We start from the raw sequence: 23,706 nt of genomic DNA on the forward strand, positions 1-23,706 counted from the left end.
GGACGTATTGCCGTCGCGACCACCGCGGCACCCGCGAGGCCAAGTATTCCCGTCAGAAATAGCCGTCGATCCATTGCTTCCTCCAACACGCGCTCCCCGCCACCGCAATTAACATAGCCGCATCTGAATTGTTCCCGGAATGCTTTTTTTGGGTTTTGGTCCAGGCACCTCGCGGCTTTCATTGCACTCTGGCAAGCACCTTCGCGAAGGCATTCGCATGATCGATGCGCTCGAGGAACCGGCGGGCACGCGGAATGGCATCATGCAGATATTGATCCGGCCCCCTCATTTTCCGTGCGTTCAGCGCTGCCGTATCGAGCAAGCTGAAATCGACCTTTTCGATCTCACAGCACCAGCCGGGGTGCTGTGTCGACCAGCTACGCCCGTGGTGTTCCAGAAGCCGGTTTCGATGAGAGTAGCCATGATAATCGAAGACGATGACGCCGTCCGTCGTATAGACGTGATTGCCGGCTAAGTTCCCGATCGGAACAATCCGCTCGGCATGAAACCCGGGAAGTGGCGGCTGCTCCAGATAGACCCCAGCCAGGATATGGCACGCCCCATGACCGAAGAAGATGCGGTCCGGCAGTGCCCATTGTCTCGGAAGGTCCTTCTTTATCCCCGGTTTGAGAACGTACATCCGGCTTCCACCTTCCAGGACTTCGTCTCAACCCTGCTTCATCAGCCCCTTCAGCCGATAGATCGCCTCCAGCGCCTCGCGCGGCGTCATCTCGTCTGGGCTGAGGGTGTCCAGTGCCTCGCCGAGCGCATCGGTCTTGATGGGTTTGGGCGTGTCACGCTTCACCGCCACCGAGAACAGCGGCAGGTCGTCCACCAGCCGGTCGGCCTTGCCGGAGGTCTCTCCTTCCTCCAACTGGTGAAGCACCTGCTTGGCGCGCGCCACCACCGCCTCGGGCAAGCCGGCAAGCCGTGCCACCTGCACGCCATAGCTGCGGTCGGCCGCCCCCTTGCCGACCTCGTGCAGGAAGACGACATCGCCTTCCCATTCCTTGACCCGCATGGTGACGTTGTGAAGCCGGTTAAGCTTGTTGCTGAGCGCCGTCATCTCATGGAAATGCGTGGCGAAGATCGAGCGGCAGCGGTTCTTCTCGTGCAGATATTCGACGGCCGCCCAGGCGATCGAAAGCCCGTCGAAGGTGGCGGTGCCGCGACCGATTTCGTCCAGGATGACCAGCGCGCGCTCGCCCGCCTGATTGAGGATGGCGGCAGTCTCGACCATTTCGACCATGAAGGTCGAGCGGCCGCGCGCGAGATCGTCGGAGGCGCCGACGCGCGAGAACAGCCGATCGACCACACCGATGTGCGCGCTTGCCGCCGGCACGAAGGAGCCGGTCTGGGCCAGGATGGCGATCAGCGCGTTCTGGCGCAGGAAGGTCGACTTACCGCCCATGTTCGGACCGGTGAGCAGCCAGATGGCGCCGTTCTTCGCGTCCCCCTCCGGCGAGAGATCGCAGTCATTGGCGACGAACGGTCCTTCTCCGGTGCGGCGCAGCGCCTGTTCCACCACCGGATGACGCCCGCCGACCACTTCGAAGGCGAGCGAGGCGTCGACCTGCGGCCGGCACCAGTTCTCGCTCACCGACAAAGCGGCGAGCGCGGCCGACACATCGAGCACGGCCAATGCGTCGGCGCCGGCACGGATCGCATCCGCTTCGCCGACCACTTCGGCAAGCAGCCGGTCGAAGGCGGCAAGCTCGATGGCGAGCGCACGGTCAGCAGCGTTGGCGATCTTGGTCTCCAGCCCCGCCAGCTCAGTCGTGGTGAAGCGCATCGCGTTGGCCATGGTCTGGCGGTGGATGAAGCGCGCCTTGGCCTCATCGGTACCGGTCATGATCGCTTGATGGTTGACCGTAACCTCGATGTAGTAGCCCAGCACATTGTTGTGCCGGATCTTGAGCGAGCGGATGCCGGTCTCTTCGATCAGGTCGCGTTCCATGCCGGCGATGACCTTGCGCGTCTCGTCGCGCAGCGCCCGCATCTCGTCGAGTTCGGCGTCGTAGCCGCTACGCAGGAAGCCGCCGTCACGTTTCAGCAAAGGCAGCTCGTCGGCCAAGGCTCCGGCGAGATGTTCGGCAAGCGGCTTTGGCAGGGCGCCGATCGCGGCAAGCGCCGCAGCCAGTTCGGCCGGTGGCGCGACGCGCGCAAAGACCTGCGCAATGTCGCCGGCGGCGAGGAAGCCGGCGCGCAATGCGCCGAGGTCGCGCGGGCCGCCACGGTTCAGCGCCAGTCGCGACAACGCGCGCGGCATGTCGGCAACGCCTTTGAGCGCCAATCGCAACGCCTCGGCCAGACGCGTCTCGTCGCGGAAGAAGGAAACCGAATCGAGCCGCGCCCCGATTGCGGCCGCATCGGTCAACGGCGCCATCAGCCGATCAGCCAGCAGTCGCGCGCCGCCGCCGGTGACGGTGCGGTCGATGGCCTTGAACAGCGAGCCGTCGCGGCTGCCGGAAAGCGTGCGCAGCAGTTCCAGGTTGGCGCGCGTTGCCGGGTCGATGAACAGCGTCGCGCCGTTTTCCTCACGCTCCGGCCTCGACAGCGGCGGGCGCTCTGCCTTCTGCGTCTTCTCGACATAGGCAATCGCGCCGGAGATCGCGGAAAGCTCGGCCCGGCTGAACGAGCCGAAGGCGTCCGGCGTCGCCACGTTGAAGAAGCGGGCGATGCGTGCCGTTGCCGAGGCAGAATCGAACAGGCTGGCCGGCTGCGGGCTGGCGACACGGCCGAGCACGTCGAAAACGGGCTTCAGCTCGGGATCGTAGAAGACCGGTTCGGCGACGATCAGCTCGCGCGGATCGACGCGGAAGATGTCGGCCAGCAGGCGCTCGGCATTGGTCTCCGCTACCCGGAAGACGCCGGTGGAGATTTCGATCCAGGCCAGTGCGAAGCTCTGTTCGGTGCCACCCTTGATCCTGCCCAGTGTCATCAGGAAGCTCGATTCCGACGGGGCCAGCAATTTGTCTTCGGTGATGGTGCCCGGCGTGACAAGACGGACGACGTCGCGCTTGACCACCGATTTCGAGCCGCGCTTCTTGGCTTCTGCCGGATCTTCGATCTGCTCGCAGACGGCAACCCGGAAACCGAGCCCGATCAGTTTCTGCAGATAGTCGTCCGCCGCATGCACCGGCACGCCGCACATCGGGATCTCGGCGCCCTGGTGCTTGCCGCGCTTGGTGAGCACGATGCCCAGCGCCTGGCTTGCCTTCTCCGCATCCTCGAAGAACAGCTCATAGAAATCGCCCATGCGGTAGAACAGAAGCGAATCCGCATTCGCCGCCTTGATCTCGAGATACTGTTCCATCATCGGCGTGGCGCCGGCCGTGGACGGCACGGGTGCAGCACCGCTCGCCAGCGGCGCGCTGTCTTCCGTTGCGATGGGGGTTTCGTCGTTCAAGAAACTGTTTCCAAAAAATCCGAAGGCAATTGCTTGGCGCTTTACTCACCCGAAGTGTAGCCTTAATCCCGAACGCTCCACAAAGAAATTGAGTGCGCCTCAGGCACGCCGAAGGGGAAGAAACAAAGCATGGCCCGCAGGAATGGACAGGACGGACAAGGCCCTTCGGTGAGTTCCGAGGAGGCGCTGGAATTCCACGCCATGGGGCGGCCGGGCAAGCTGGAGATCGTGCCGACCAAGCCGATGGCGACGCAGCGCGACCTGAGCCTTGCCTATTCGCCAGGCGTCGCCGTGCCGGTGAAGGCGATCGCGGAAGACCCGTCGCGCGCCTTCGACTACACCACACGCGGCAACATGGTCGCCGTCATTTCCAACGGCACCGCCATCCTCGGCCTCGGCAATCTCGGCGCGCTGGCCTCCAAACCGGTGATGGAAGGCAAGTCGGTGCTGTTCAAGCGTTTCGCCGATGTCGATTCGATCGATCTCGAAGTGGCGACCGAAGACGCGGACGAGTTCATCAACTGCGTCAAGTTCCTCGGCCCGTCTTTCGGCGGCATCAACCTGGAGGACATCAAGGCTCCGGAATGCTTCATCATCGAGCAGCGCCTGCGCGAGCTGATGGACATTCCGGTGTTCCATGACGACCAGCACGGCACCGCCATCATCGCAGCCGCCGGCCTGATCAACGCCCTGGCGATCACCGGCCGCGACATGAAGACCACCAAGCTTGTCTGCAACGGCGCCGGTGCCGCCGGCATCGCCTGTATCGAGCTGGTGAAGTCGATGGGCTTTTCGCCGGAAAACGTCATCCTGTGCGACACCAAGGGCGTCGTCTACCAGGGTCGCACCGAAGGCATGAACCAGTGGAAGTCGGCGCATGCGGTGAAAACCGAAGCGCGCTCGCTGGCGGACGCGCTGGACGGAGCCGACGTGTTCTTCGGCCTTTCCGCCAAGGGCGCGCTGACGACGGCGATGGTGCAGTCGATGGCCAAGAACCCGATCATCTTCGCCATGGCCAACCCGGATCCCGAGATCACGCCGGAGGAAGTGGCCGAGATCCGCACGGACGCCATCATGGCAACCGGGCGTTCGGACTATCCGAACCAGGTCAACAATGTGCTGGGTTTCCCCTACATCTTCCGCGGCGCGCTGGATGTGCGGGCAACCACCATCAACGACGCCATGAAGGTTGCCGCTGCCCAGGCACTGGCCGAACTTGCCCGCAAGGATGTGCCGGACGATGTCGCCGCAGCCTATCAGGGCAACCGGCCGAAGTTCGGCCCCAACTACATCATCCCGGTGCCATTCGATCCACGCTTGATCTCGGCTATCCCGATCGCGGTGGCGAAGGCGGCGATGGAAACCGGCGTGGCGAGGAAGCCGATCCTCGACCTCGACCGCTACGCACAGGAACTGTCGGCCCGCCGCGACCCCATCGCCTCGACGCTGCAGCGCATCTACGACCGCGTGCGGCGCCAGCCCAAGCGCATCGTCTTCGCCGAGGGCGAGGAGGAACAGGTGATGCGCGCGGCGGTCGCCTATGTGAACCAGAAGCTGGGCACCGCCATTCTTCTCGGCCGCGACGACGTCATCAAGGAAAACGCCCGCCATGCCGGCATCGAGCTGGACAAGCCGGGGCTGGAGATCATCAATGCGCGGCTGTCGCGCAAGAACGCCATCTATGCCGACTTCCTCTATGAGCGCATGCAGCGCAAGGGTTATCTGTTCCGTGATTGCCAGCGCCTGATCAACAACGACCGCAACCATTTTGCCGCTTGCATGGTGGCGTTGGGCGATGCCGACGGCATCGTCACTGGCGTGACGCGCAACTATTCGACAGCGCTCGACGACGTGCGCCGTGTCATCGACGCCAAACCCGGCCACCGCGTCATCGGCGTGTCGATCGTGCTGGCGAGGGGGCGCACCGTGCTGGTTGCCGACACCGCCGTGCACGACATGCCGAATGCCGAGCAGATTGCCGACATCGCCGAGGAGGCAGCCAATTTCGCCCGCCGCATGGGTTACGAGCCGCGCGTGGCGATGCTTGCTTATTCCACCTTCGGTCACCCGCAGGGCGAACGCTCGGAGCGTGTGCAGGAGGCGGTGCGCATCCTCGACAAGCGTCGCGTCGACTTCGAATATGACGGCGAAATGGCCGCGGACGTGGCGCTGAACCCGCGCGTGATGGCGCAATACCCATTCTGCCGGCTGACCGGGCCGGCCAATGTGCTGGTGATGCCGGCGTTCCACTCGGCTTCGATCTCGACCAAGATGCTGCAGGAACTGGGCGGCTCGACCGTAATCGGCCCGCTGCTGGTCGGCCTCAACAAGCCGGTGCAGATCGTCGGGCTCAACGCCAAGGACAGCGATATCGTCAATATGGCGGCCATCGCGGCGTATTCGGCGGGGACTTGAGTAAGAGCAGAGTGGCTATGGATTTGCATCCTAGCTTCTATTTTTCAGATATTATGAATTCACTACCGAGAAATATCTCCACTTGATATCGCTCGAATAACCACATCGGCAAGATTTGACGCGCTGAGTCCCGAGATTTCCCTACTTAAATCTTCTATGTCAATTTCAAAGCTAACCCCTCTCTTGGGGTTAACTATACCAACAGAGTCTATGTCACTATTTCCCTCCGAAACAGAGAGGCTGTAGTATGTAAATAGCTGGTATATATCGACGCTTCGAAACGTCCGCTCGACTGATTTCACCTCGAAAAGTGTCGATCCCCATCTAATGTCCCCCTCAGAGTTGTCTACAAAGCCGCAACCTGAAAACAACGGGCGCAATACAATTGGTTTCGTTGGGTGCCGAAAAAAAATCGCCAAACGATCTGATATTGCGATGGCATCTGACTTGTCAGAAGCTGTCAAAGTCGGTGGGTTGGCGTCTGCATCCTGATATCCACGCAGCCGCTTCTCTGCTTGCCGTAGAGCGAGTTCGTATAGTCTATCAGAGTCGCTCGCTAACTCCGGCTGACTAGCCATCAATGCGAATCTTGAAAAACCGGTTTCCGCTATAAACGGTGCAACTAGAGGCGAATGCTTGCCCGCTAACGGTATATCAAATCGACTAATTTTACCGATATTAACATCTCTAACAAAGAGTTCGCATGTTGGGGCAGCAGACCTCCAGAATGCGTTAAATAAGCTGGCGAACGTTGCCGCATCTATCAAACAGGTATTCTCCAGTTGGGAGTTTGAGTCCTAGAATCCGCCCATTCTGCTATCAATTTCTCAAACGGATCGAATTCCCTCTTTGTACTTTGTCGCCAATGGCGCCCCTCGTCTTTCAAAGCATGTGATGCGACTATAAAGGCACGCCGCTCCGCTCCGCTTAGGGAACGAAATTTATTTCTCAAATCAGATATCCAATACCATTCGTTCCATCTTGCAAGGATCAGTATTATATCTCTTCTCACAATTGGAGAAAGACGCGTTTCATACAACTGCTGGAGTGCGCCAATGGTTTCGGGCATATTCTCATGCGCAAGAACTCTTATGGCATAGCACATGTGCGTATCAGCTCTTAGCAAATACGATTCCTTATTAATCAGTTCCAGTATCGCATCTATTATTTTTCTTCTACCCTCGACCGTCATCGAATCGATCACCGAATCCATGAGGACGAGAACTGATGCAAAGGTTGGATATAATATTTCCTGATTCTTCCAGATGGAAAGCACAGCTTCTTCGCGCTGCCTAACATCCAAGTGCTTTACTGCAGATATCAATTTCTTCGTTAAAGCAGTGTGGACACGGCTCTTTGACAACTCACTCTTGAGAAGACCTATGATATCAAATTTCTGAATCTCCTTCCGAAGTTCCTGATAGTCCTCCTCGGCAGTAGGTGAATAAGGATCAAAATTGAGGGAGAAACGTAGGATAGCCGTACGAGAGTGTTTCTCTGCAGCATCTGCACCAGCTTGCTCTGGATCAACCTGGGCTCTTTCAATTGCCAATGGGTTAGTTGCACGGAATTCCGCCGAACTCATAATACGCGTCTTGGCCTTTTGCATTGAGAGACCTTGATTGTCGAAAAGCTTTTCCGACAAAAACATGAGCTTGCTGTACGCATCCTCTCTTGACGAAGCGAATATATGATAGTCGTCCGCAAACCTTTTAAATTTAATATTTTTATAATAAAGTAATCTGTCTACCTGATTTATTGTGATTTCGGAAAGTAATCTTGCAGCTGAACCGCCTATCGGCAATCCGAAGGACCTTGTGTTGGAGAAATTTGACAGAAATTTCATTATTTTTTTCGAGACGTGTCCCGACTTATCGATCTGAAGCAAAGCATTTTCTAATCGATGGTGCCCCAGCCGAGGATAAAATTCGGAAATGTCGCAAGTAACAACGAATTCGTGCTGGGCAGCTTCTTCCACCGAGGCTTCGATGAAGTTGGCCCAACTGACTGTTTTGTCGAACAGGTCGCCCGTTTCGTAATTTGGATTAAAGCGATATGAAAATACTACCTCCTCTTTGAGAGGTATCCGAGCAACTTCTATGTCCGGCGCTATAGCAATAACGCAAGCTAGGAAGTGTAAATTCCAAATTGGATCGATTTGACTTGCCCATCGGAAGCCAAAATATCCTGCCGGTGTCAGAGAGTTCACATGCTGAGGTGGATAATCATTTATAAATTTTTCGAAGTTCGTGTTGTATTCTAAAACAAGCTCGACAAATTTGTTTCTAAGGTCTGAAAATGCATAATTTTCGAAAGGAAACGGAAATATGTCCGTGTCGCCGTGGCGCGCCACATTGTCGACCGACAATTCTGCGGCCTTCCTAAAATCGGCAGCAATGCTCATGAAAAAATGTCTCCACCCGGCCGCGTCCAGAGATTGAATATCGTAATTCGGATTCCGAGCAAACTCTGAAGTATAGAGACAAATCCTGTTGCTCTTGAGAGATCGAAGGCAAGATCCAGCTCTCCGAACCTTTAATGCTGGATGTAGACGATTCAGGTCATCGACTGACGGTTCAATTTGCTCCACTCTCCCGTGACGACGCTAACCACCAGTTTCAACGCAAGGCGAATTGACAGAGGCAGAACATCTGTTTCTCATTTTCTAGGGCCATGAACGACGAACCCATCGTCTTCGAAATGAACCGCACCGATCAGCTCGCCGTCTTCATTGCGACGGTGATCGGCGGCGGGGCGTTCGTGGCCTTTCTACCCGACCTTGCCGGCTGGCTGCTGGAACTGCCCTGGGTGCCGTGGGAAGAACCGCTCAATCTCGCGCTGACGATCGGCCAGAAACTGTCGCCCTGGGCGCTCGCCATCATAGGCGGCCTGCTTGGCCTGGGCGGCGGCTTCCTGATCGTGCATGACGAACCAACGGTGAGTGTTTCGGCCGACGAACTGATCGTTCAGAGAGGCGACAAGCGCTACCGCTTCGCGCGCTCGCAGGTGCGCACGGCGATGATCTCGAACAAGCGTCTCCTCGTGCGCGACCATGACGATGTAGAGCTGCTCTACATCAAGCTCGCCCAGCGCAGGGAAGTGGCCGGTGCGCTGCGCGAGAAGGGTTGGGCGGTCGGGTAGTCCCGACTCTTTTCTTCACGCGACAACTTCGGCCACCACTTCCCTTCCCGCTCTCCGCCCCATGAACAGGAACACCACGACCGCCGTGACGATCGTGATGATGGTGAGCACGACCAGCAGACTGGAGAAGGCGAGGCCATACTGAGCCACCAGTTGGTGTTGGCCGGTACCCGGCAACAGCGTTTGCGCTGCCGGGAGATCGCCGGTGACGAGACGCTGCGCGACGGCTACCAGTTTCTCGGGCTGGCCAAGCCCGGCTGCGGCGAGGTGGCCTGCCGTCAGCGCCGACAGCACCGCGCTGACCACGGCCAGCGCCAGGCCTTCGCCGGCGACGCGCGTGGTGTTGAAGATGCCGGTGGCCATGCCGGCGCGCTCGGTCGGCACCACCGAAACGGCGAGCCCGTCCATCAGCCCCCAGGGCAGGCTGATGCCGACGCCGATGGTGAGCATGGGCAGGAGCAACGCCGCGGCAGTCGCACCGGCCGGCACACCGGACAGCCAGAACAGGCCGGCGGCTGAGACGAGGAGGCCGGTGGCGCACAGCACCGAGGCCGGCAGCCAGCGCGTGAGCCAGCCGGCGACAAGCGGCAGAATCAGCAGCGGCGCCGACAGCGCGATCATCAGGCGGCCGGCGGCGATCTCGCCCATGCCTTCGACGCCAACGAAGCGGACCGGAAGCAGCACCAGCAGCACCACGAAGGCATAGGCCGGCGCCGCCGCCAGCAATTGCACGCCGACGAAGCGCGGATAGCGGAACAGGGAAAGGTCCAGAATCGGCCGCGCCACCTTGCGCTCGATGATGCCGAAGGCAGCGAAGAACAGCATGGCGCCGGTCAGCAGGCCGATGACTGCCAGATCGTTCCAGCCGGCCTCCGGTGCCTTGAGGAAGCCGTAGGTCAGCAAAGCGAGCGCGGCGGTGAAGCTTGCCGCACCCGGCCAGTCGAGACCGGTTGCGGCGGGATCGCGGCTTTCACGCATGAAGCGAGCAGCGATGAGGAAGGAAAATGTGGCGGCGGCAACCACGGGCAGGAAGATCGAGGTCCAGCCAAAGGCATCGATGAGCAAGCCAGAGGTGATCGGGCCGAAAGAGAGGCCAATGCCGAAGGACGTGCCGAGCATGGAAAAGGCGCGCATGCGCCCTGCCCCTTCGAACTCCTGCGCCAGCGCTGCCGCCCCGCCGGCAAAGGCAAGGGCTGCCGCCAGACCTTGCGCGGCACGGGCAAGGTCGAGCCAGAGGATCGAGGGCGAGACCGAAGCAAGCGCTGAAAACAGCCCGAAGGCGGCCACGCCCGTCAGGAACATGCGCTTGCGGCCATAGGCATCGGCCAGCGCGCCGGCCGCCATCAGCGAGGAGCCGAAGGTCAGCATGAAGGCGTTGGTCACCCAGTTGAGCGCGATCGGGCTGCCGCCGAGTGCTTGGCCGATTGCCGGAAGCGCCACGGCTGGGCCGGTGAAGGTCAGCGGCATGGAGAGTGCCGCCAGGCATACCGCGACGAGAACAAGCGCTTTTTCGGCCGCGCCTGGGGCCTTTTTCGAAATTGACATGATGTCCACGGGGTTTCTGCCCCGGCAGCCTCGCTTTGCGCGACTGGCCGGTGGGCTTGTTGAATGACCCGTTCATGATAGATTTGCGCTAATTGGAGCTAAATACGGCTCTTATTCCGGTCATAATGGAGAAAAACGCTCGAATGGATCGTTCGCTGGATCGATTGAGCGGACTTGCCGCTTTTGTGCGCACGGCCGATCTCGGCAGCTTCGTCGCCGCCGGACGGGTGCTGCGGCTGTCACCGTCGGCGGTCGGCAAGGCAGTGACCAAGCTGGAAGAGCAGTTGGGGGTTCGCCTGTTGCAACGCTCGACGCGCAGCCTGAGACTGACCGAAGAAGGCCGGCTTTTCCATGAGCGCTGCAGGCGCGTGCTGGACGATCTCGACGACGCCCAGGCGATGCTGGCCGAGGCAATCGAGACGCCGCGCGGGCGCCTGAGGGTGAGCGCACCGGTGGTGAGCTACCACCTTTTCCTGCCGGTGCTGCCGGAATTCACCCGGCGCTATCCGGAGGTCGAGCTCGATCTCGATTTCAACGACCGCATCGTCGACCTGATCGACGAGGGCGTCGATGTGGCCTTGCGCAGCGGCGACCTGCCGGATTCCCGGCTGATGACGCGGGCGCTACGGCCCTTCCAGCAATTGTTGTGCGCTTCACCTTCCTATCTCGAGCGCTACGGCACGCCAGCCTGTCCGCGCGATCTCGACGGCCATCACTCGGTCCGCTTCCGCTTTCCCAACAGCGGCAAGCTCTACGACTGGCCGCTTGTCCTGCCGGCCGGCGAGGCGGAACCGCGCCCCAGGATCGTGCTGACCTGCAACAACATGGAAGCGCTGCGCGGTGCCACACTGGCTGGGCTCGGCATCGGCTGCATGCCGGACTTTCTGGCGCGCGGGCCGATTGCTAGAGGCGAACTGGTGACACTGCTCGACCGCTATCTCGATGCGCCCGGTCAGTTCCGTTTGCTCTGGCCGTCCAACCGGCAATTGTCGCCCAAGGTCAGGGTGTTCGTGGATTTCCTGTCGGAACAGCTGTTCACCGACCGCTGCGAGGTGCTTGCCCGGCCGGAGCCAGCAGCTTCATAGTCGGCAGCGGCAGATCAGGTCTGGTTCCAGCGACGCACCACCGGTTCGCCCATGTCATGTTCGTAACCGAGAATGGAGATGCTTGCCGTGTCGAGCACGAGCAGCGCGCCCTGCGATGCCGGCAGGCCGAGCCAGCGAGCGGTGAGCGTGCGCAGGAAATGCGAGGAGGAAAACAGCAGCACATTGCCGCTCGCCTCGCGCAGTGCAGTCACAACGCGGTCAGCACGGGCACCAGCCTGCATCACGCTCTCCCCATCCGGGCAGCCATCACGAAACAGGCTCCAGCCGGGGCGCTCAACCAGGATTTCCTTGGTCGTCAGGCCCTCGTAAGCGCCATAATCCCATTCGGCGAGGTCGGGCTTGATTTCGGCAGCACCGAAACCGGCCAATTCCGCCGTTCGCCGGGCGCGCGAGGAGGGACTTGTCCAGATAGCGCTGAAGGTCCCGTCCCGCAGCCGCTCAGCAAGTTTGCGGGCAGCGTCCTCGCCTTTGGCAGTCAGTGGAATGTCGCTGCGGCCGGTATGTTTGCCGGTGGCGCTCCATTCGGTCTCGCCATGCCGCACCAGGGTGATTTCGGGGTAGGGGCTAGCCATGACCGGATCCTCGCTGGTCAAGCAATTCCAGGAAAAGTGCGTAGCGGTTTTTCGCCCGGAATTGCGCAAGACAAAGAGTTAGAGCGTTTCCGAAAAACCGGACCCGCTCTGGATTTAACCCAATCCTGCCTGTTCGGCCTCGTGCTTGAGGTTCTGGCGCGGGCGCGGGCCGATCTGCTGGATGACCAGGCCTGCGGCCAGCGAGCCGAGGTCGCCGCAGGTCTTGAGATCGCGACCTTTGGTGTAGCCGTGCAGGAAACCGGCAGCATAGAGATCGCCGGCGCCGGTCGTGTCGACGAGCTCGTTGATCCTGGTGGCTTCGATGACGAAAGTGTCATCGCCATTGACGATGACGGAACCCTTTTCCGACCGGGTCACGGCAGCGATGCGGCAATCCTTGCGGATCTGTGCCAACGCCTCGTCGAAAGACGAAGTCTGATAGAGTGACTTGATCTCGTGGCTGTTGGCAAAAATGATGTCGACCGTGCGCGAGCGCATCAGATCCAGGAATTCGGCACGATAGCGGTCGACACAGAAACTGTCCGACAAGGTCATCGAAACCTCGCGGCCAGCGGCGTGCGCATGCTGGGCAGTAAGCCGGATGGCTTCCTTGGCGCGCGGCGGATCCCACAGGTAACCCTCGAAATAGGTCACTGCCGCACCGGCCGCCTTGTCGGCTTCGACATCCTCCGGGCCAAGCTCGACACAGGCCCCGAGATAGGTGTTCATCGAGCGCTCGCCGTCCGGGGTGACGAAGATCATCGAACGTGCCGTCGGCGGCGTGCCTGTCAGCGGCCTGGTATCGAAGGCAACGCCCTGGGCATGGATGTCATGGGTGAAGATCTCGCCGAGATGGTCCCTGGAGACCTTGCCGAAATAGGCCGCACGACCGCCGAAACTGGCAATGCCGGCCGCCGTGTTGCCGGCGCTGCCGCCGGAGGCTTCCACGGCCGGCCCCATGCGGCGGTAGAGAAGTTCCGCACGATCGGCGTCGATCAGATTCATCGCGCCCTTGATGATGCCGTTGTCGGCGAGGAAGGCTTCATCGCACTGGGCGATGATGTCGACAATGGCATTGCCAATGCACAGAACGTCATAATCCGGCATTCAGGTCTCCGCGCGAGGCTCCAAATCAAAGTTTTAGAGCATCCTTTTTGCGCGTCCGAGGGACGCGCGGCGCTCTGACGGCCCAAACCCCGGCTTTCTGCCACGCCGGCCGGGCGCGGGTCTAGCGGAATGCCGATTTTTTGCAAGTTATTGCTGTGAAGTGGGAGGTATTGCCGAAGGGGCGAAGGTAACAATGATTTCGCCCAAATTCTCAAGGTAATCGGCGCTGAACATATTAAATGGAGCGCATTTCCGAATAGCTCGTATCGCGCTATTCGCAAAATCCCGAAATTCCTTACCCGGTTTCGGACTTTGAATTCTTGGGGCTTTCGCAAGCGAGCCGTCTGGCTTCAACTCGATGACCACTTTCACCGTCAACGAGTCCAAATTCGGTGAATCTGGGATAGACCAACAGCTGGAGAGCTTGTCTCTCATCGCATCCAAAGCTGCGTTGCTGATTTTTCCCTTTGCGAGAGGCGGTTTTTCCTCAGCGTGGGCCGTCGGCGTCAAAACGCATATCGCCGAGATTGCCACAACATACCAGATGCAGGTTCGCATGCTTCACCCCCCAATGCTCATCTATCGCAGATGGAACCGGTAACGATGCACAGTGGCAATCAGAAAGTGAAAAAGATGCCTCAGAACATCGGCGCGAAATTCAGCTTCAGTTCACGCCATCGCTCGTAAGGGACGCGGGTGCGCTTCATGCTGCGGAAGGGCGCGCAACGCTCGACAGCGCGCACGGCGCTGGCTGCGAGCAATTTGGCTTCCTTGGCCTTGGGTGGATTTTCGACCGTCGGCTTTGCAGCCAGCGACCCATCGCGCTTCAGGCGCACCTTGATGATCACGGGCCCGGGTTTAGCACCCCTCATATCCGGCGGCATCCAGCAGCCGGCGATCTCGTTGTGCAATGCCTCGACCAGCACGGCAAACTCGCCCTTGGTGTCGGCGAGCGCCACCGAGCCGGAACCGACCGACAGCGCGGCGGCGAAAAACACGGCACGTATCGCAACGTTCATCTGAGCAGGACCCTTGGCACGCCATCCGCCTTGACGATGAAGTCGGCGCGGTCGCCATAGTAGGCGCGAGCGCCGACCTCTGCAACGATGGCCGTGTGCAGGCCTGTTCTAGTTTTGCGCCACGCCGCCCGACGACAACAGCTCGGTCATCTTCTTGTAGGTCATGGTGTTGGACCGATTGAAGGTGAAAGACCCGATATCGAGCAGCTCGCGACCTGCCCGTTCGAGCGCACTGAAGGCGACGCAAGCGAGCTGCGAGCCGACGGAAATCCGCTTGGCGCCAGCCTGTGCCAGCGCCGGGACAGTGAAATCCGCCGTCGACAGCACGTTGACCGGCTTTTCAAGGGCCTGACAGACCGCGCGCACCGACGCGATGTCGGAAAGACCCGGCGCATAAAGCACGTCGGCGCCCGCCTTCTCATAAGCCTGCAGGCGGCGGATGGTGTCGTCGAGATCGGGACGACCATGCAGGAAGTTCTCGGCGCGAGCGGTGAAGACGAAATCCCGCTTCAAGGCTCGAGCGGCTTCCGATGCAGCGGCGACCCGCTCTACGGCCTGTGTGAAATCATAGATCGGCCTTTCGGCATCGCCTGTGTGGTCCTCGATCGAGCAGCCGGCCAGCCCGGCCGCCTCGGCAGCGAAAATGGTCTCGCCGGCGCTTTCGGCACTGTCGCCCTTGCCCTTTTCCAGATCGGCCGAAACCGGCAGGTCGGTGGCACCAACGATCTCGCGGCAATGCTGGATCATCTCCTCGAAACCGATCGCGCCATCTGGAAGGCCGCGCGAGAAGGCATAGCCAGCGCTGGTGGTGGCCAACGCCTTGAAGCCCATCGAGGACAGCAGTTTGGCCGACCCGAGATCCCACGGGTTGGGAATGACAAAGGTTTCGGCGTGCAGTTTCCGGAAAATCTTGCCCTTATCCATCGAAGTCTCTCCACAAAAGACGTGCCGGCCACAGTTCAGATCTGATGATTTTCGACGTTCGTAACCCGCTCGACCCAGAGCGCCGAGCGAACTGCAAAAATCCAAACAACAAGCTGTGGCAAATTTCAGGATCGCAACCCTAGCGAGCCCGCCCGGGCCCAGCAAACAAATGCAATTGGTTCAGGCGGCCAATGCGGAACACTCCTGCCAATGCGCTGGCAGCAGGTGAGAACGATAAAGGGCGCTCAGCGCAGTGGGACCAGCCCAGGCAGATCACGCATGTCCGAGAACAGCACGCCGCCCGCCTTTTCCAAACCTTCGGGATCGGAATGCGGATCGCCATGGTAGGAGAAGACCCGCATGCCGGCGGCAATGCCGGCCTTGGTACCAGCCACCGAATCCTCGATGACGATACAATCGGCTGGGTCCACGCCCATTTCCCTGGCGGCGTGCAGGAACAGGTCCGGGAACGGTTTCGAGCGCCCGACCATGGTAGAGCTGAACATGGCATGCTGGAAGAAAGGAAGCAGCCCGGTGACACCCAACGTTATGTGCATCTTGGACACGCGTGCCGAAGAGGCGACACAATAGGGAACGTTGGCCGCACGCACGGCATCGATCACGTCGCGCACATATGGAATCTCGTCGACGCCGTTCGCAAAAAGATCCGGCAGGCCGACGTTCCAGCGGTCGGCGAAATCCTCGCCGAGATCGATGCCCGCCACTTCCAGGATCTCGTTGCGCACGGAGATCATCGAGCGACCGGAAAACTGCTTGCGGCAATAGTTGAAGTCGACGGGATAGCCGGCTTCGGTGAGCCACAGCGCGAGGCGCTCATTGGCCATATTCTCGGTATCGACCAGGATACCGTCGCAGTCGAAGATGACCAGTCCGGGCAGCAGCATCACGCGGTTCCGGTGGATCCGAAACCACCGCCGCCACGCTCAGTGCCGCCGGCGAGGCTGCGCTCTTCGGAGCGTACCTGCACCACGGGTGCGAAGACGATCTGGGCGATGCGCATGCCGCGCTCGACATAGAATTCTTCATCACCGTGGTTGATCAGCAGCACCTTCACCTCACCGCGATAGTCGCTGTCGACCGTACCGGGCGTGTTGAGGCAGGTAATGCCGTGTTTCAATGCGAGGCCGGAGCGGGGACGAACCTGACCTTCCAGCCCTTCGGGAATTTCCAAGACCAGGCCGGTCGGTACCAGCGCGCGCCGGCCGGGAAGGATGAGCAGCGGCCGATCCTCGGGAACGGCAGCCCTGAGGTCCATGCCGGCGGCGCCGGCACTTTCATAGGCCGGCAGCGCCAGCCCCTCGCCATGCGGCAGGCGGACGAAACCGACCGTCTGGCCGAAGACGGATTGATTTTGAGGTGTCGGTTGCATGGCGCGATCCTATCGGGCGAGCAGTGCATCAAGTCAACCGGTTACCGGTATTTCAACGCGAATCTTTCATTGACCATTGGGCATCGACAGCCGGGCCCGCACGGGCAGTAGGCCGACAAGCGTCACAAGAGCAAAGGCGGCGCCAGCCAGGAAAGTGGCCTGCGGGCCGATCTGATCCCACAGGAAGCCCGCCAGGACGCTGGCAACAAGCAGAGCGATGCCGGTGATCAGGTTGAACATGCCGAAGGCCGTGCCGCGCAGTTCCGCCGGCGCCGCGTCTGCAACCAGAGTTGCCAGCAGCCCCTGCGTAAAGCCCATATGCAGCCCCCACAGAACGACGCCGATGAGAAGACCGGTGGTATCGGGTACCAGGGCAAGCACAACGTCGGCCGCCACCAGAAGCACGAGACCGACGGCCAGGAGCATCGGACGGCTTACCTTGTCGGCGAGTACGCCGACCGGATAGGCCGACAGCGAATAGGCCAGGTTCATCACCACCAGCACGATCGGCACCAGCGTTAGCGACAGGCCGATCGACTGCGCGCGCAGGATGAGGAAAGCTTCACTGAAACGAGCGAGCGTGAAAATCGCCGCAACGGTCACCACCAGCCAGAAGGTCGCGTCCAGGCGACGCAGCTCCGAACGCCGCAGCGGCATACGCACACGGCGCAGGCTCGCCGGCCGCTCGGGCTCCTTCACGGCAAAGACGATCAAGGCAACGGCGACAAAGGCCGGGATGACGGCGATCCAGAAAACGGCCTGGAAATGATCGGCGGTCGCCCACATCAAGGCGATTGCCAGCAGCGGGCCGGCGAAGGCGCCGATGGTGTCGAGCGACTGCCGCAGGCCGAAGCCGGCACCGCGCTGTTCAGGCGGCGTGATATCGGCGATCAGCGCATCGCGCGGGGCGCCGCGAACGCCCTTGCCGATGCGGTCGATGAAACGCGCGGCAACCAGCCAGCCGATCGACGGCGCCAGCGGAAAGATCGGCTTGGTGATCGCGGCCAGCCCATAGCCGAGTGCGGCGAGCAGCTTGCGCTTGCCCAGCCAGTCGCTCAGCGCTCCGGAGAATATCTTGGTGATCGAGGCCGTTGCCTCGGCGATGCCTTCGATGATGCCCACGGTTAGGCTCGACGTGCCGAGCACCGTTACCATATAGACCGGCAGCAGCGCGTGGATCATCTCCGAGGAGATATCCATGAACATCGACACGAAACCGAGCGCCCAGACGCCGGCTGGAAGACCCCCGCGGGGTGCGACGGCGTTGTCTGCTGTATTCATTGCCTAGCGAACCTCCACCGGCACGACGGTCGTTTCCTTGATTTCCTCCATGACGAAGGACGCGGACACGTCGGACAACGGCACCTTGGCGATCATGCGCTGATAGAGACGGTCATAGGCCTTCACGTCGGCGACGCGGGCGCGGAGCACGTAGTCGAGATCGCCGGACATGCGGTAGACGCCTGTGATCTCTGGAAAGGACGTCACAGCCGCCCGGAACTTCGCCAGCCAGTCCGGATCATGGCTGGAGGTCCGCACGATGATGAACACCGAAAGACCGAGGCCAAGCTTGTCGGCATCGACCAGCGCAACCCTGCCGGTGATGACGCGCTCATCCTCCAGCCTTTTGACCCGACGCCAGCAGGCATTGCGCGACAGGCCGACCCGGTCCGAAATCTGATCGACCGACAAGGTGCCGTCGCGCTGCAGTACCGCGAGGATTCTTCGGTCGATCGTATCGAGTTCGTATTCCATATTGGGATAATTGTCCCAACAAATGGTGCTCTACAAGGATAATTTGGGATCAAAGCTCCGATATGGCGTGAGAGGATGGCGCAACGAATGGGAGAATCACCATGACGACGCGCATCGCCCGCCTGTTCACCGACCATCCGCATTCGGTCGACGAAAGCTATTTCGAGCACATGCGCTTTGCCGGCTGGTTCGCCGGCAAGCTCTTCCTGGCGGCTTCGGCCGCGCTCATTCATGCTTTGTTACCCTTCCTGTTCGAGACTACGGCAAGCGGGATCATCCGCCAGCTCTACGAGCGTACGCACAACCGGCGTCCGCAGGCGTGATCCCAGGGCCGGGTTGGCCGGCCATTCTTCAGACATATCTGAGGATGTTGACGCATGTGCCGATGGGCGGCCTATCTCGGCGAAGAAGTCTTCCTCGAAGACATCGTCAGCGCTCCGTGTCACTCGCTGATCGCGCAGAGCCATTGCGCGCAGGAGGCGAAATCGCCCACCAACGGTGATGGTTTCGGCCTTGCCTGGTATGGCGGCCGCACTGAGCCCGGCCTCTATCGCGACATCCTGCCGGCCTGGTCGGATCCCAATCTCAAAAGCCTGTGCAGGCAGATACGTGCCGGACTGTTTCTGGCGCATGTGCGTGCTTCGACCGGCAGCGCCACCAGCCGCGCCAATTGCCATCCGTTTGTTTCCGGCCGCTGGTCGTTCATGCACAATGGCCAGATCGGCGGTTTCGACCGCGTTCGTCGTGCGCTGGAAGCAGCTTTACCGGATCTGCTCTACGACCAGATCGAAGGCACGACCGATTCCGAACTGTTCTTCTTCCTGATGATCGATGAGGGACTGGACACCGATCCGCAAGGCGCGCTCGAACGGGCTACCAGACGTGTGCTCGAAGCCGCACACCGCGCCGGCGTCGATCCGGCGCTGAAACTGACCGCAGCCTTCTCCAACGGCGAAACCGTTCATGCCGTGCGCTATTCGACCGACGGCCATGCGCCGACACTCTACACCGCCGCTTTTCACGGGGGGCGCTGTATCGTCTCCGAGCCGTTCGATCGCGAAGGCGCCGCATGGCAGGCTATACCGTCGGCGAGCTTCGTGACCATGACGAAGGCAGGCATCGTCATCCGCCCCTTCATGCAAACAGCGGAAGAACTCGCGGCGGCGGAATAGGAAGCAGGTTCGGTCGAAAGATAGGCTGCGGTTCAGGATTTCATCCTTCCAACAGCACGCGGCATGTTATAGCCGAAGGCTAACAAGCCTGCGGAGGTACAATGCCCGTAAAACTCATCCTGGCGTCAGGCAGCCCGTTTCGGCTGGCCATGCTGAAGAATGCCGGCATCGATGTCGAAGCCGTGCCGGCCAAGGTCGACGAGCGCGCGCTGGAAGCGCCGCTCAAGGACAGCGGCACTTCGCCGGAGGACGTCGCGGCGATCCTGGCCGAGGCCAAGGCTATCGAAGTGAGCGAGCGCCTTCCCGGGGCTTTGGTTCTGGGCTGCGACCAGACGCTATCGCTGGGTGACGAGGTCTTCCACAAGCCAGCCGACATGGAAGGCGCGCGCCGCCATCTGCTGGCGCTGTCGGGCAAAACGCATCAGCTGAACAGCGCCGCCGTGCTGGTGCGCGACGGCACGGTGCTGTGGCGCCATGTCGGCATCGCCAATCTCACCATGCGCAAGCTCGATCCTGCCTTCATCGGCCGTCATCTGGCGCGCGTCGGCAAGAAAGCACTCTCCAGCGTCGGCGCCTACCAGATCGAAGGCGAAGGCATCCAGTTGTTCGAGAAAGTCGAAGGCGACCACTTCACCATCGTCGGCCTGCCGCTCCTGCCGCTGCTTGCCGAGCTCAGGTCGCTCGGTGCCATCGATGGCTGAGATGAACAAGGCATTCGTGATCGGCCATCCGATCGCTCATTCGCGCTCGCCGAAGATCCACGGACATTGGCTGAAAGCCTACGGAATTGCCGGCAGCTACGAAGCCATCGATGTCGCGCCCGCCGATCTGCCAGCGTTCCTGTCGGCGCTTGCCGAGAGGGGTTTCAGCGGCGGCAACGTCACCATCCCGCACAAGGAAGACGTGTTCGCGGCCGTCAAACGCCGGGACGCCGCGGCCGAGCAGATCGGCGCCATCAACACGCTCTGGCTCGAAGACGGCGAAGTTTGTGGCGGCAACACCGATGCGCATGGTTTCGCGGCCAATCTCGATGAATATGTACCTGGCTGGGCCGGCAATGGCCCCGCTCTGGTTCTGGGTGCCGGTGGAGCAGCGCGTGCCATTGTCCATGCGCTGAAGGAGCGCGATGTCGGCGACATCCGCATCGTCAACCGCACGAAAGCGCGCGCCGAAGAGCTGCGTGACCAGTTCGGCGCGGGCGTTTCGGCACATGGCAGCGAAGCGATCGCGGAACTCACCGCCGATTCCGGCCTGCTCATCAACACCACAGCGCTCGGCATGCATGGCAACGAGGGCCTGCCTGCCGATCCCGCAAGCCTGCCGGCGCATGCGATCGTCACCGACATCGTCTATGTGCCGCTGGAAACGCCGCTGCTGGCCGCCGCGCGGCTGCGCGGGCTGAAAACGGTCGATGGGCTGGGCATGCTGCTGCATCAGGCGGTGCCCGGTTTCGAACGCTGGTTCGGCAAGCGGCCGGAAGTGACACCGGAATTGCGCGCCATCATCGTCGCCGATCTGGGAGCCAGGCCTTGATCGTTCTCGGCCTCACCGGCTCCATCGGCATGGGCAAGTCGACCGCCGCGAAGATGTTCCGCGAAGCTGGCGTGCCGGTGCATGATTCCGACGAAGCGGTGCATCGGCTCTATGCCGGCAAGGCGGCACCGTTGATCGAGGCGGCCTTTCCAGGCGTGACCCGAGACGGCACGGTCGACCGCGCGCTGCTTGGCCAGCGTGTTCTGGGCGATGCCACCGCGCTGAAAACGCTGGAAGGCATCATCCATCCGCTGGTGCGTGCCGACGCCGATGCCTTCCTCGCTCGTCACCGGGACGCTGGAGCTCCGCTTTCCGTGCTCGACATTCCCCTGCTGTTCGAAACGGGCGGCCGTGGCCGCGTCGACAAGGTGGTGGTGGTGAGCGCGCCTGCCGAACAGCAGCGCGTGCGCGTGCTGGCACGACCCGGCATGACTGAGGAGAAATTCGAATCGATTCTCGCCAAACAGGTCTCGGACACCGAAAAACGGCGTCTAGCCGACTATGTGGTCGACACCGGCAGCGGCTTTGAAGTCACCCGCAAGGCCATCGGGGCGATCATTGCCGAGCTATCAGGGGAAAATGGCAGCAATCACGCCGGGTGATCTTGCGGGAAGGCCGGCCGGACTCCATTTTCGATCCGAACGAACAAGCGCCGACGTCTCTTTGGATGGGATGGTCCAGGCCGCGGAGTGTCGCCGATGCGCGAAATCATCTTCGATACAGAAACCACCGGGCTCGATGCGCGCGAGGACCGCATCATCGAGCTAGGCTGTATCGAGCTGGTCAATCGGTTCCCAACCGGCAATACCTTCCACCACTACATCAATCCGGAAGGCCGCATGATCAACGCCGAGGCGGAGGCCGTACACGGCATCAGCGCGGCGCAACTGGTCGGCAAGCCGACTTTTTCCGAAATTGCCGATCTTTTCCTGACCTTTATCGACGGCGCCAAGTTGATCGCGCACAATGCCGGCTTCGATATGGGCTTCATCAATGCCGAATTTGCCCGGCTTGGGCATTCGGCTGTCGGATCCGAGCGGGTGATCGATACGCTGGCGCTGGCGCGCCGCAAGCACCCGATGGGCCCCAATTCGCTGGACGCGCTCTGCCGTCGCTACGGCATCGACAACAGCCACCGCACCAAACACGGCGCCTTGCTCGACTCCGAACTTCTGGCGGAAGTCTATGTCGAGTTGATCGGCGGCAAGCAGGCAGCACTTGGGCTGGATGGTGGCCTGTCCCAGGCCGGTCGCCGCGGCGGCACCGAGGTGGAGCTCACGATTGCAATGCGGCCGATCCCGTTAGCCTCGCGGCTGACGGAGGCCGAACGTGACGCCCACAAGCGATTGGTCGAATCGCTTGGCGAAAAAGCGCTGTGGGCGAAACTTGCTGGCGGTAATTCGGAAGCGGCCGAATAGCTCAAACATCCGACAGATCAAACAAAAAACCCGGCGCGAGGCCGGGTTTTTCATCGAATATCGGGAGGTCAGCTTAGCTGACCATCACCTTGGAAGCGGCCTGGTCCTCGGCCAGCTTCTGCTGGAACATCTGCGCGAAATCGATCGGATCGAGCATCAGCGGCGGGAAACCGCCGTTGCGGGTCGCGTCCGAGATGATCTGGCGCGCGAACGGGAACAGCAGGCGCGGGCATTCGATGAACAGGAGCGGCAGCATGTGCTCCTGCGGGAAGCCAGAGATGTTGAAGACGCCGCCATAGACCAGCTCGACGTTGAACAGCACTTCCTTGTCGAAGGAAGCCTTGGCGTTCAGCGTCAGGTTGACGTCGAACTGTTCGTCGGACAACGGATTGGCGTTGACATTGACGCTGATGGCGATGCCGGGCGCCTTGTCGCGGCCGCGCAGCGAATTCGGTGCGCCGGGGCTTTCGAACGAAAGGTCCTTCACATACTGGGCCAGAACGTTCAGCGTCGGCTGCGCTCCGTTGCCGTTGCTAGCCTGCGCTTCATTGTTGTCGGCCATGAGCCAAAATCCCCTTGCTGGGCCAGCAGGCCCCTATTGAAATCGGGCGTTGGCTATCACGGCAGGCGCTTCAAGACAAGATTTGGCGCCTGTTCATTCATCCTTCAGCCGCCGCCAGGGCGAATCCGGGTTGGGATCGCGCGAAAAATCCTCAGTGTCGAGATCGATGGTCTTTTCACGCTGGCGCGGCCTGAAACCGCTCTCGCCGAAGGAAGACACCACCGAAACGCGGCTCTTCAGGAAGCGCCAGGCGTAATCACGCACTGCGGGAATCAGGAAGACCAGGCCGATGATGGAGGTGATGAAACCCGGCACCATCAGAAGAAGCGCCGAAAAGATCGTCATCGCACCGTGCGCCAGCGGACGGCTGGGGTCACGGCCAGCTTCGATCTCGGCGCGGGCATTGACCATGGTGCTGAAGCCCTGGCGCCTGAGCAGCATGGCGCCGGCAATGGTCGAGGCGAGCACAAGGGCGACCGTTGCCAGCGCGCCGATCTGTTTGCCGACCACGACAAAGCCGGCGATCTCCAGCAAAGGAAGCGCCAGTATGAAGAAAGGGAGAAAAGAAGTACGCAAAACCCGCCCAATCGCTGTATGTTAGCCAAGCGACCAATCGCCGCTGGCGTTCACTATATCAA

23 protein-coding genes and 1 pseudogene are annotated in these 23,706 nt (G+C 61.0%); 10 read left to right on the forward strand and 14 right to left on the reverse strand.

Annotation, left to right across the window (positions count from 1 at the left end):
* Positions 1–178: 178 nt before the first annotated feature.
* Complete coding sequence (locus ACFWXH_RS16920) at positions 179–640, reverse strand: hypothetical protein (protein WP_379122117.1); 462 nt, start codon at positions 638–640, stop codon at positions 179–181.
* A 27-nt stretch (positions 641–667) separates the two neighbouring features.
* A complete protein-coding gene (mutS, locus tag ACFWXH_RS16925) occupies positions 668–3,409 on the reverse strand; it encodes a DNA mismatch repair protein MutS (RefSeq protein ID WP_379122119.1) in 2,742 nt (913 codons plus the stop codon).
* A gap of 129 nt (positions 3,410–3,538) precedes the next feature.
* Between mutS and ACFWXH_RS16930 the strand changes: the two genes are divergently transcribed.
* A complete protein-coding gene (locus ACFWXH_RS16930) occupies positions 3,539–5,824 on the forward strand; it encodes an NADP-dependent malic enzyme (protein WP_054311909.1) in 2,286 nt (761 codons plus the stop codon).
* 763 nt (positions 5,825–6,587) lie between these two features.
* Here the strand turns inward: ACFWXH_RS16930 and ACFWXH_RS16935 are convergent.
* Positions 6,588–8,228, reverse strand: a complete 1,641-nt coding sequence (locus tag ACFWXH_RS16935; RefSeq protein ID WP_379122121.1) for an RNA-directed DNA polymerase — start codon at positions 8,226–8,228, stop codon at positions 6,588–6,590.
* Between the two features lie 269 nt (positions 8,229–8,497).
* Between ACFWXH_RS16935 and ACFWXH_RS16940 the strand changes: the two genes are divergently transcribed.
* Positions 8,498–8,965, forward strand: a complete 468-nt coding sequence (locus ACFWXH_RS16940) for a hypothetical protein (protein WP_379122123.1) — start codon at positions 8,498–8,500, stop codon at positions 8,963–8,965.
* A gap of 327 nt (positions 8,966–9,292) precedes the next feature.
* Here the strand turns inward: ACFWXH_RS16940 and ACFWXH_RS16945 are convergent.
* Positions 9,293–10,510, reverse strand: a pseudogene (locus ACFWXH_RS16945) (MFS transporter); the annotation flags it as partial.
* Between the two features lie 155 nt (positions 10,511–10,665).
* Here ACFWXH_RS16945 and ACFWXH_RS16950 point away from each other — a divergent pair.
* Positions 10,666–11,595, forward strand: a complete 930-nt coding sequence (locus ACFWXH_RS16950; RefSeq protein ID WP_379122247.1) for a LysR family transcriptional regulator — start codon at positions 10,666–10,668, stop codon at positions 11,593–11,595.
* A 14-nt stretch (positions 11,596–11,609) separates the two neighbouring features.
* Here the strand turns inward: ACFWXH_RS16950 and ACFWXH_RS16955 are convergent, their stop codons facing one another.
* Positions 11,610–12,188: a histidine phosphatase family protein gene (locus tag ACFWXH_RS16955; protein ID WP_379122125.1), complete on the reverse strand. Its 579-nt coding sequence runs from the start codon at positions 12,186–12,188 to the stop codon at positions 11,610–11,612.
* A 114-nt stretch (positions 12,189–12,302) separates the two neighbouring features.
* Positions 12,303–13,295: an adenosine kinase gene (locus ACFWXH_RS16960; protein ID WP_054311912.1), complete on the reverse strand. Its 993-nt coding sequence runs from the start codon at positions 13,293–13,295 to the stop codon at positions 12,303–12,305.
* Positions 13,296–13,653: 358 nt separating this feature from the next.
* Between ACFWXH_RS16960 and ACFWXH_RS16965 the strand changes: the two genes are divergently transcribed.
* Positions 13,654–13,896 carry a hypothetical protein gene (locus tag ACFWXH_RS16965; protein ID WP_379122127.1) on the forward strand — a complete coding sequence of 81 codons (243 nt, stop codon included), beginning with the start codon at positions 13,654–13,656 and terminating at the stop codon, positions 13,894–13,896.
* Between the two features lie 37 nt (positions 13,897–13,933).
* Here the strand turns inward: ACFWXH_RS16965 and ACFWXH_RS16970 are convergent, their stop codons facing one another.
* The 6 genes from ACFWXH_RS16970 to ACFWXH_RS16995 form a co-directional block, all read right to left on the reverse strand.
* Entirely contained in the window at positions 13,934–14,314 is a 381-nt protein-coding gene (locus ACFWXH_RS16970; protein ID WP_379122129.1) for a hypothetical protein, read from the reverse strand.
* A 108-nt stretch (positions 14,315–14,422) separates the two neighbouring features.
* Entirely contained in the window at positions 14,423–15,238 is an 816-nt protein-coding gene (locus tag ACFWXH_RS16975; protein WP_379122131.1) for an isocitrate lyase/phosphoenolpyruvate mutase family protein, read from the reverse strand.
* 245 nt (positions 15,239–15,483) lie between these two features.
* Complete coding sequence (locus ACFWXH_RS16980; protein ID WP_379122133.1) at positions 15,484–16,143, reverse strand: HAD family hydrolase; 660 nt, start codon at positions 16,141–16,143, stop codon at positions 15,484–15,486.
* Positions 16,143–16,628, reverse strand: coding sequence for a dUTP diphosphatase (gene dut / locus ACFWXH_RS16985; RefSeq protein WP_379122135.1), 486 nt, complete (start codon positions 16,626–16,628; stop codon positions 16,143–16,145). Before dut ends, ACFWXH_RS16980 begins: the two co-directional genes overlap by 1 nt.
* Positions 16,629–16,694: 66 nt before the next feature.
* Positions 16,695–17,909 carry an MFS transporter gene (locus ACFWXH_RS16990; RefSeq protein WP_379122137.1) on the reverse strand — a complete coding sequence of 405 codons (1,215 nt, stop codon included), beginning with the start codon at positions 17,907–17,909 and terminating at the stop codon, positions 16,695–16,697.
* A 3-nt stretch (positions 17,910–17,912) separates the two neighbouring features.
* A complete protein-coding gene (locus tag ACFWXH_RS16995) occupies positions 17,913–18,383 on the reverse strand; it encodes an Lrp/AsnC family transcriptional regulator (protein WP_379122139.1) in 471 nt (156 codons plus the stop codon).
* A gap of 101 nt (positions 18,384–18,484) precedes the next feature.
* Between ACFWXH_RS16995 and ACFWXH_RS17000 the strand changes: the two genes are divergently transcribed.
* From ACFWXH_RS17000 to dnaQ, 6 genes are all read left to right on the forward strand, one after another.
* Positions 18,485–18,706 carry a DUF6356 family protein gene (locus ACFWXH_RS17000; RefSeq protein ID WP_054311919.1) on the forward strand — a complete coding sequence of 74 codons (222 nt, stop codon included), beginning with the start codon at positions 18,485–18,487 and terminating at the stop codon, positions 18,704–18,706.
* Positions 18,707–18,760: 54 nt separating this feature from the next.
* Positions 18,761–19,555, forward strand: coding sequence for a class II glutamine amidotransferase (locus ACFWXH_RS17005; protein WP_379122142.1), 795 nt, complete (start codon positions 18,761–18,763; stop codon positions 19,553–19,555).
* Positions 19,556–19,656: 101 nt separating this feature from the next.
* Complete coding sequence (locus tag ACFWXH_RS17010; RefSeq protein ID WP_379122144.1) at positions 19,657–20,256, forward strand: Maf-like protein; 600 nt, start codon at positions 19,657–19,659, stop codon at positions 20,254–20,256.
* Positions 20,249–21,088, forward strand: a complete 840-nt coding sequence (locus ACFWXH_RS17015) for a shikimate dehydrogenase (RefSeq protein WP_379122146.1) — start codon at positions 20,249–20,251, stop codon at positions 21,086–21,088. The genes ACFWXH_RS17010 and ACFWXH_RS17015 overlap by 8 nt, the downstream gene beginning before the upstream one ends.
* Positions 21,085–21,690: a dephospho-CoA kinase gene (gene coaE / locus ACFWXH_RS17020; protein ID WP_379122148.1), complete on the forward strand. Its 606-nt coding sequence runs from the start codon at positions 21,085–21,087 to the stop codon at positions 21,688–21,690. The genes ACFWXH_RS17015 and coaE overlap by 4 nt, the downstream gene beginning before the upstream one ends.
* A 96-nt stretch (positions 21,691–21,786) precedes the next feature.
* Positions 21,787–22,506: a DNA polymerase III subunit epsilon gene (gene dnaQ / locus ACFWXH_RS17025; protein ID WP_379122150.1), complete on the forward strand. Its 720-nt coding sequence runs from the start codon at positions 21,787–21,789 to the stop codon at positions 22,504–22,506.
* A gap of 73 nt (positions 22,507–22,579) precedes the next feature.
* Here dnaQ and secB read toward each other — a convergent pair whose 3' ends face one another.
* Both secB and ACFWXH_RS17035 read right to left on the reverse strand, forming a co-directional pair.
* A complete protein-coding gene (secB, locus tag ACFWXH_RS17030) occupies positions 22,580–23,068 on the reverse strand; it encodes a protein-export chaperone SecB (protein WP_054311925.1) in 489 nt (162 codons plus the stop codon).
* Between the two features lie 93 nt (positions 23,069–23,161).
* The gene (locus ACFWXH_RS17035; RefSeq protein WP_054311926.1) at positions 23,162–23,644 is read right to left on the reverse strand and encodes an FxsA family protein; all 483 of its coding nucleotides are present in this window, start codon (positions 23,642–23,644) and stop codon (positions 23,162–23,164) included.
* Between the last annotated feature and the right edge of the window lie 62 nt (positions 23,645–23,706).

This window comes from Mesorhizobium sp. NPDC059054, assembly GCF_042739215.1.
GTDB lineage: Bacteria > Pseudomonadota > Alphaproteobacteria > Rhizobiales > Rhizobiaceae > Mesorhizobium.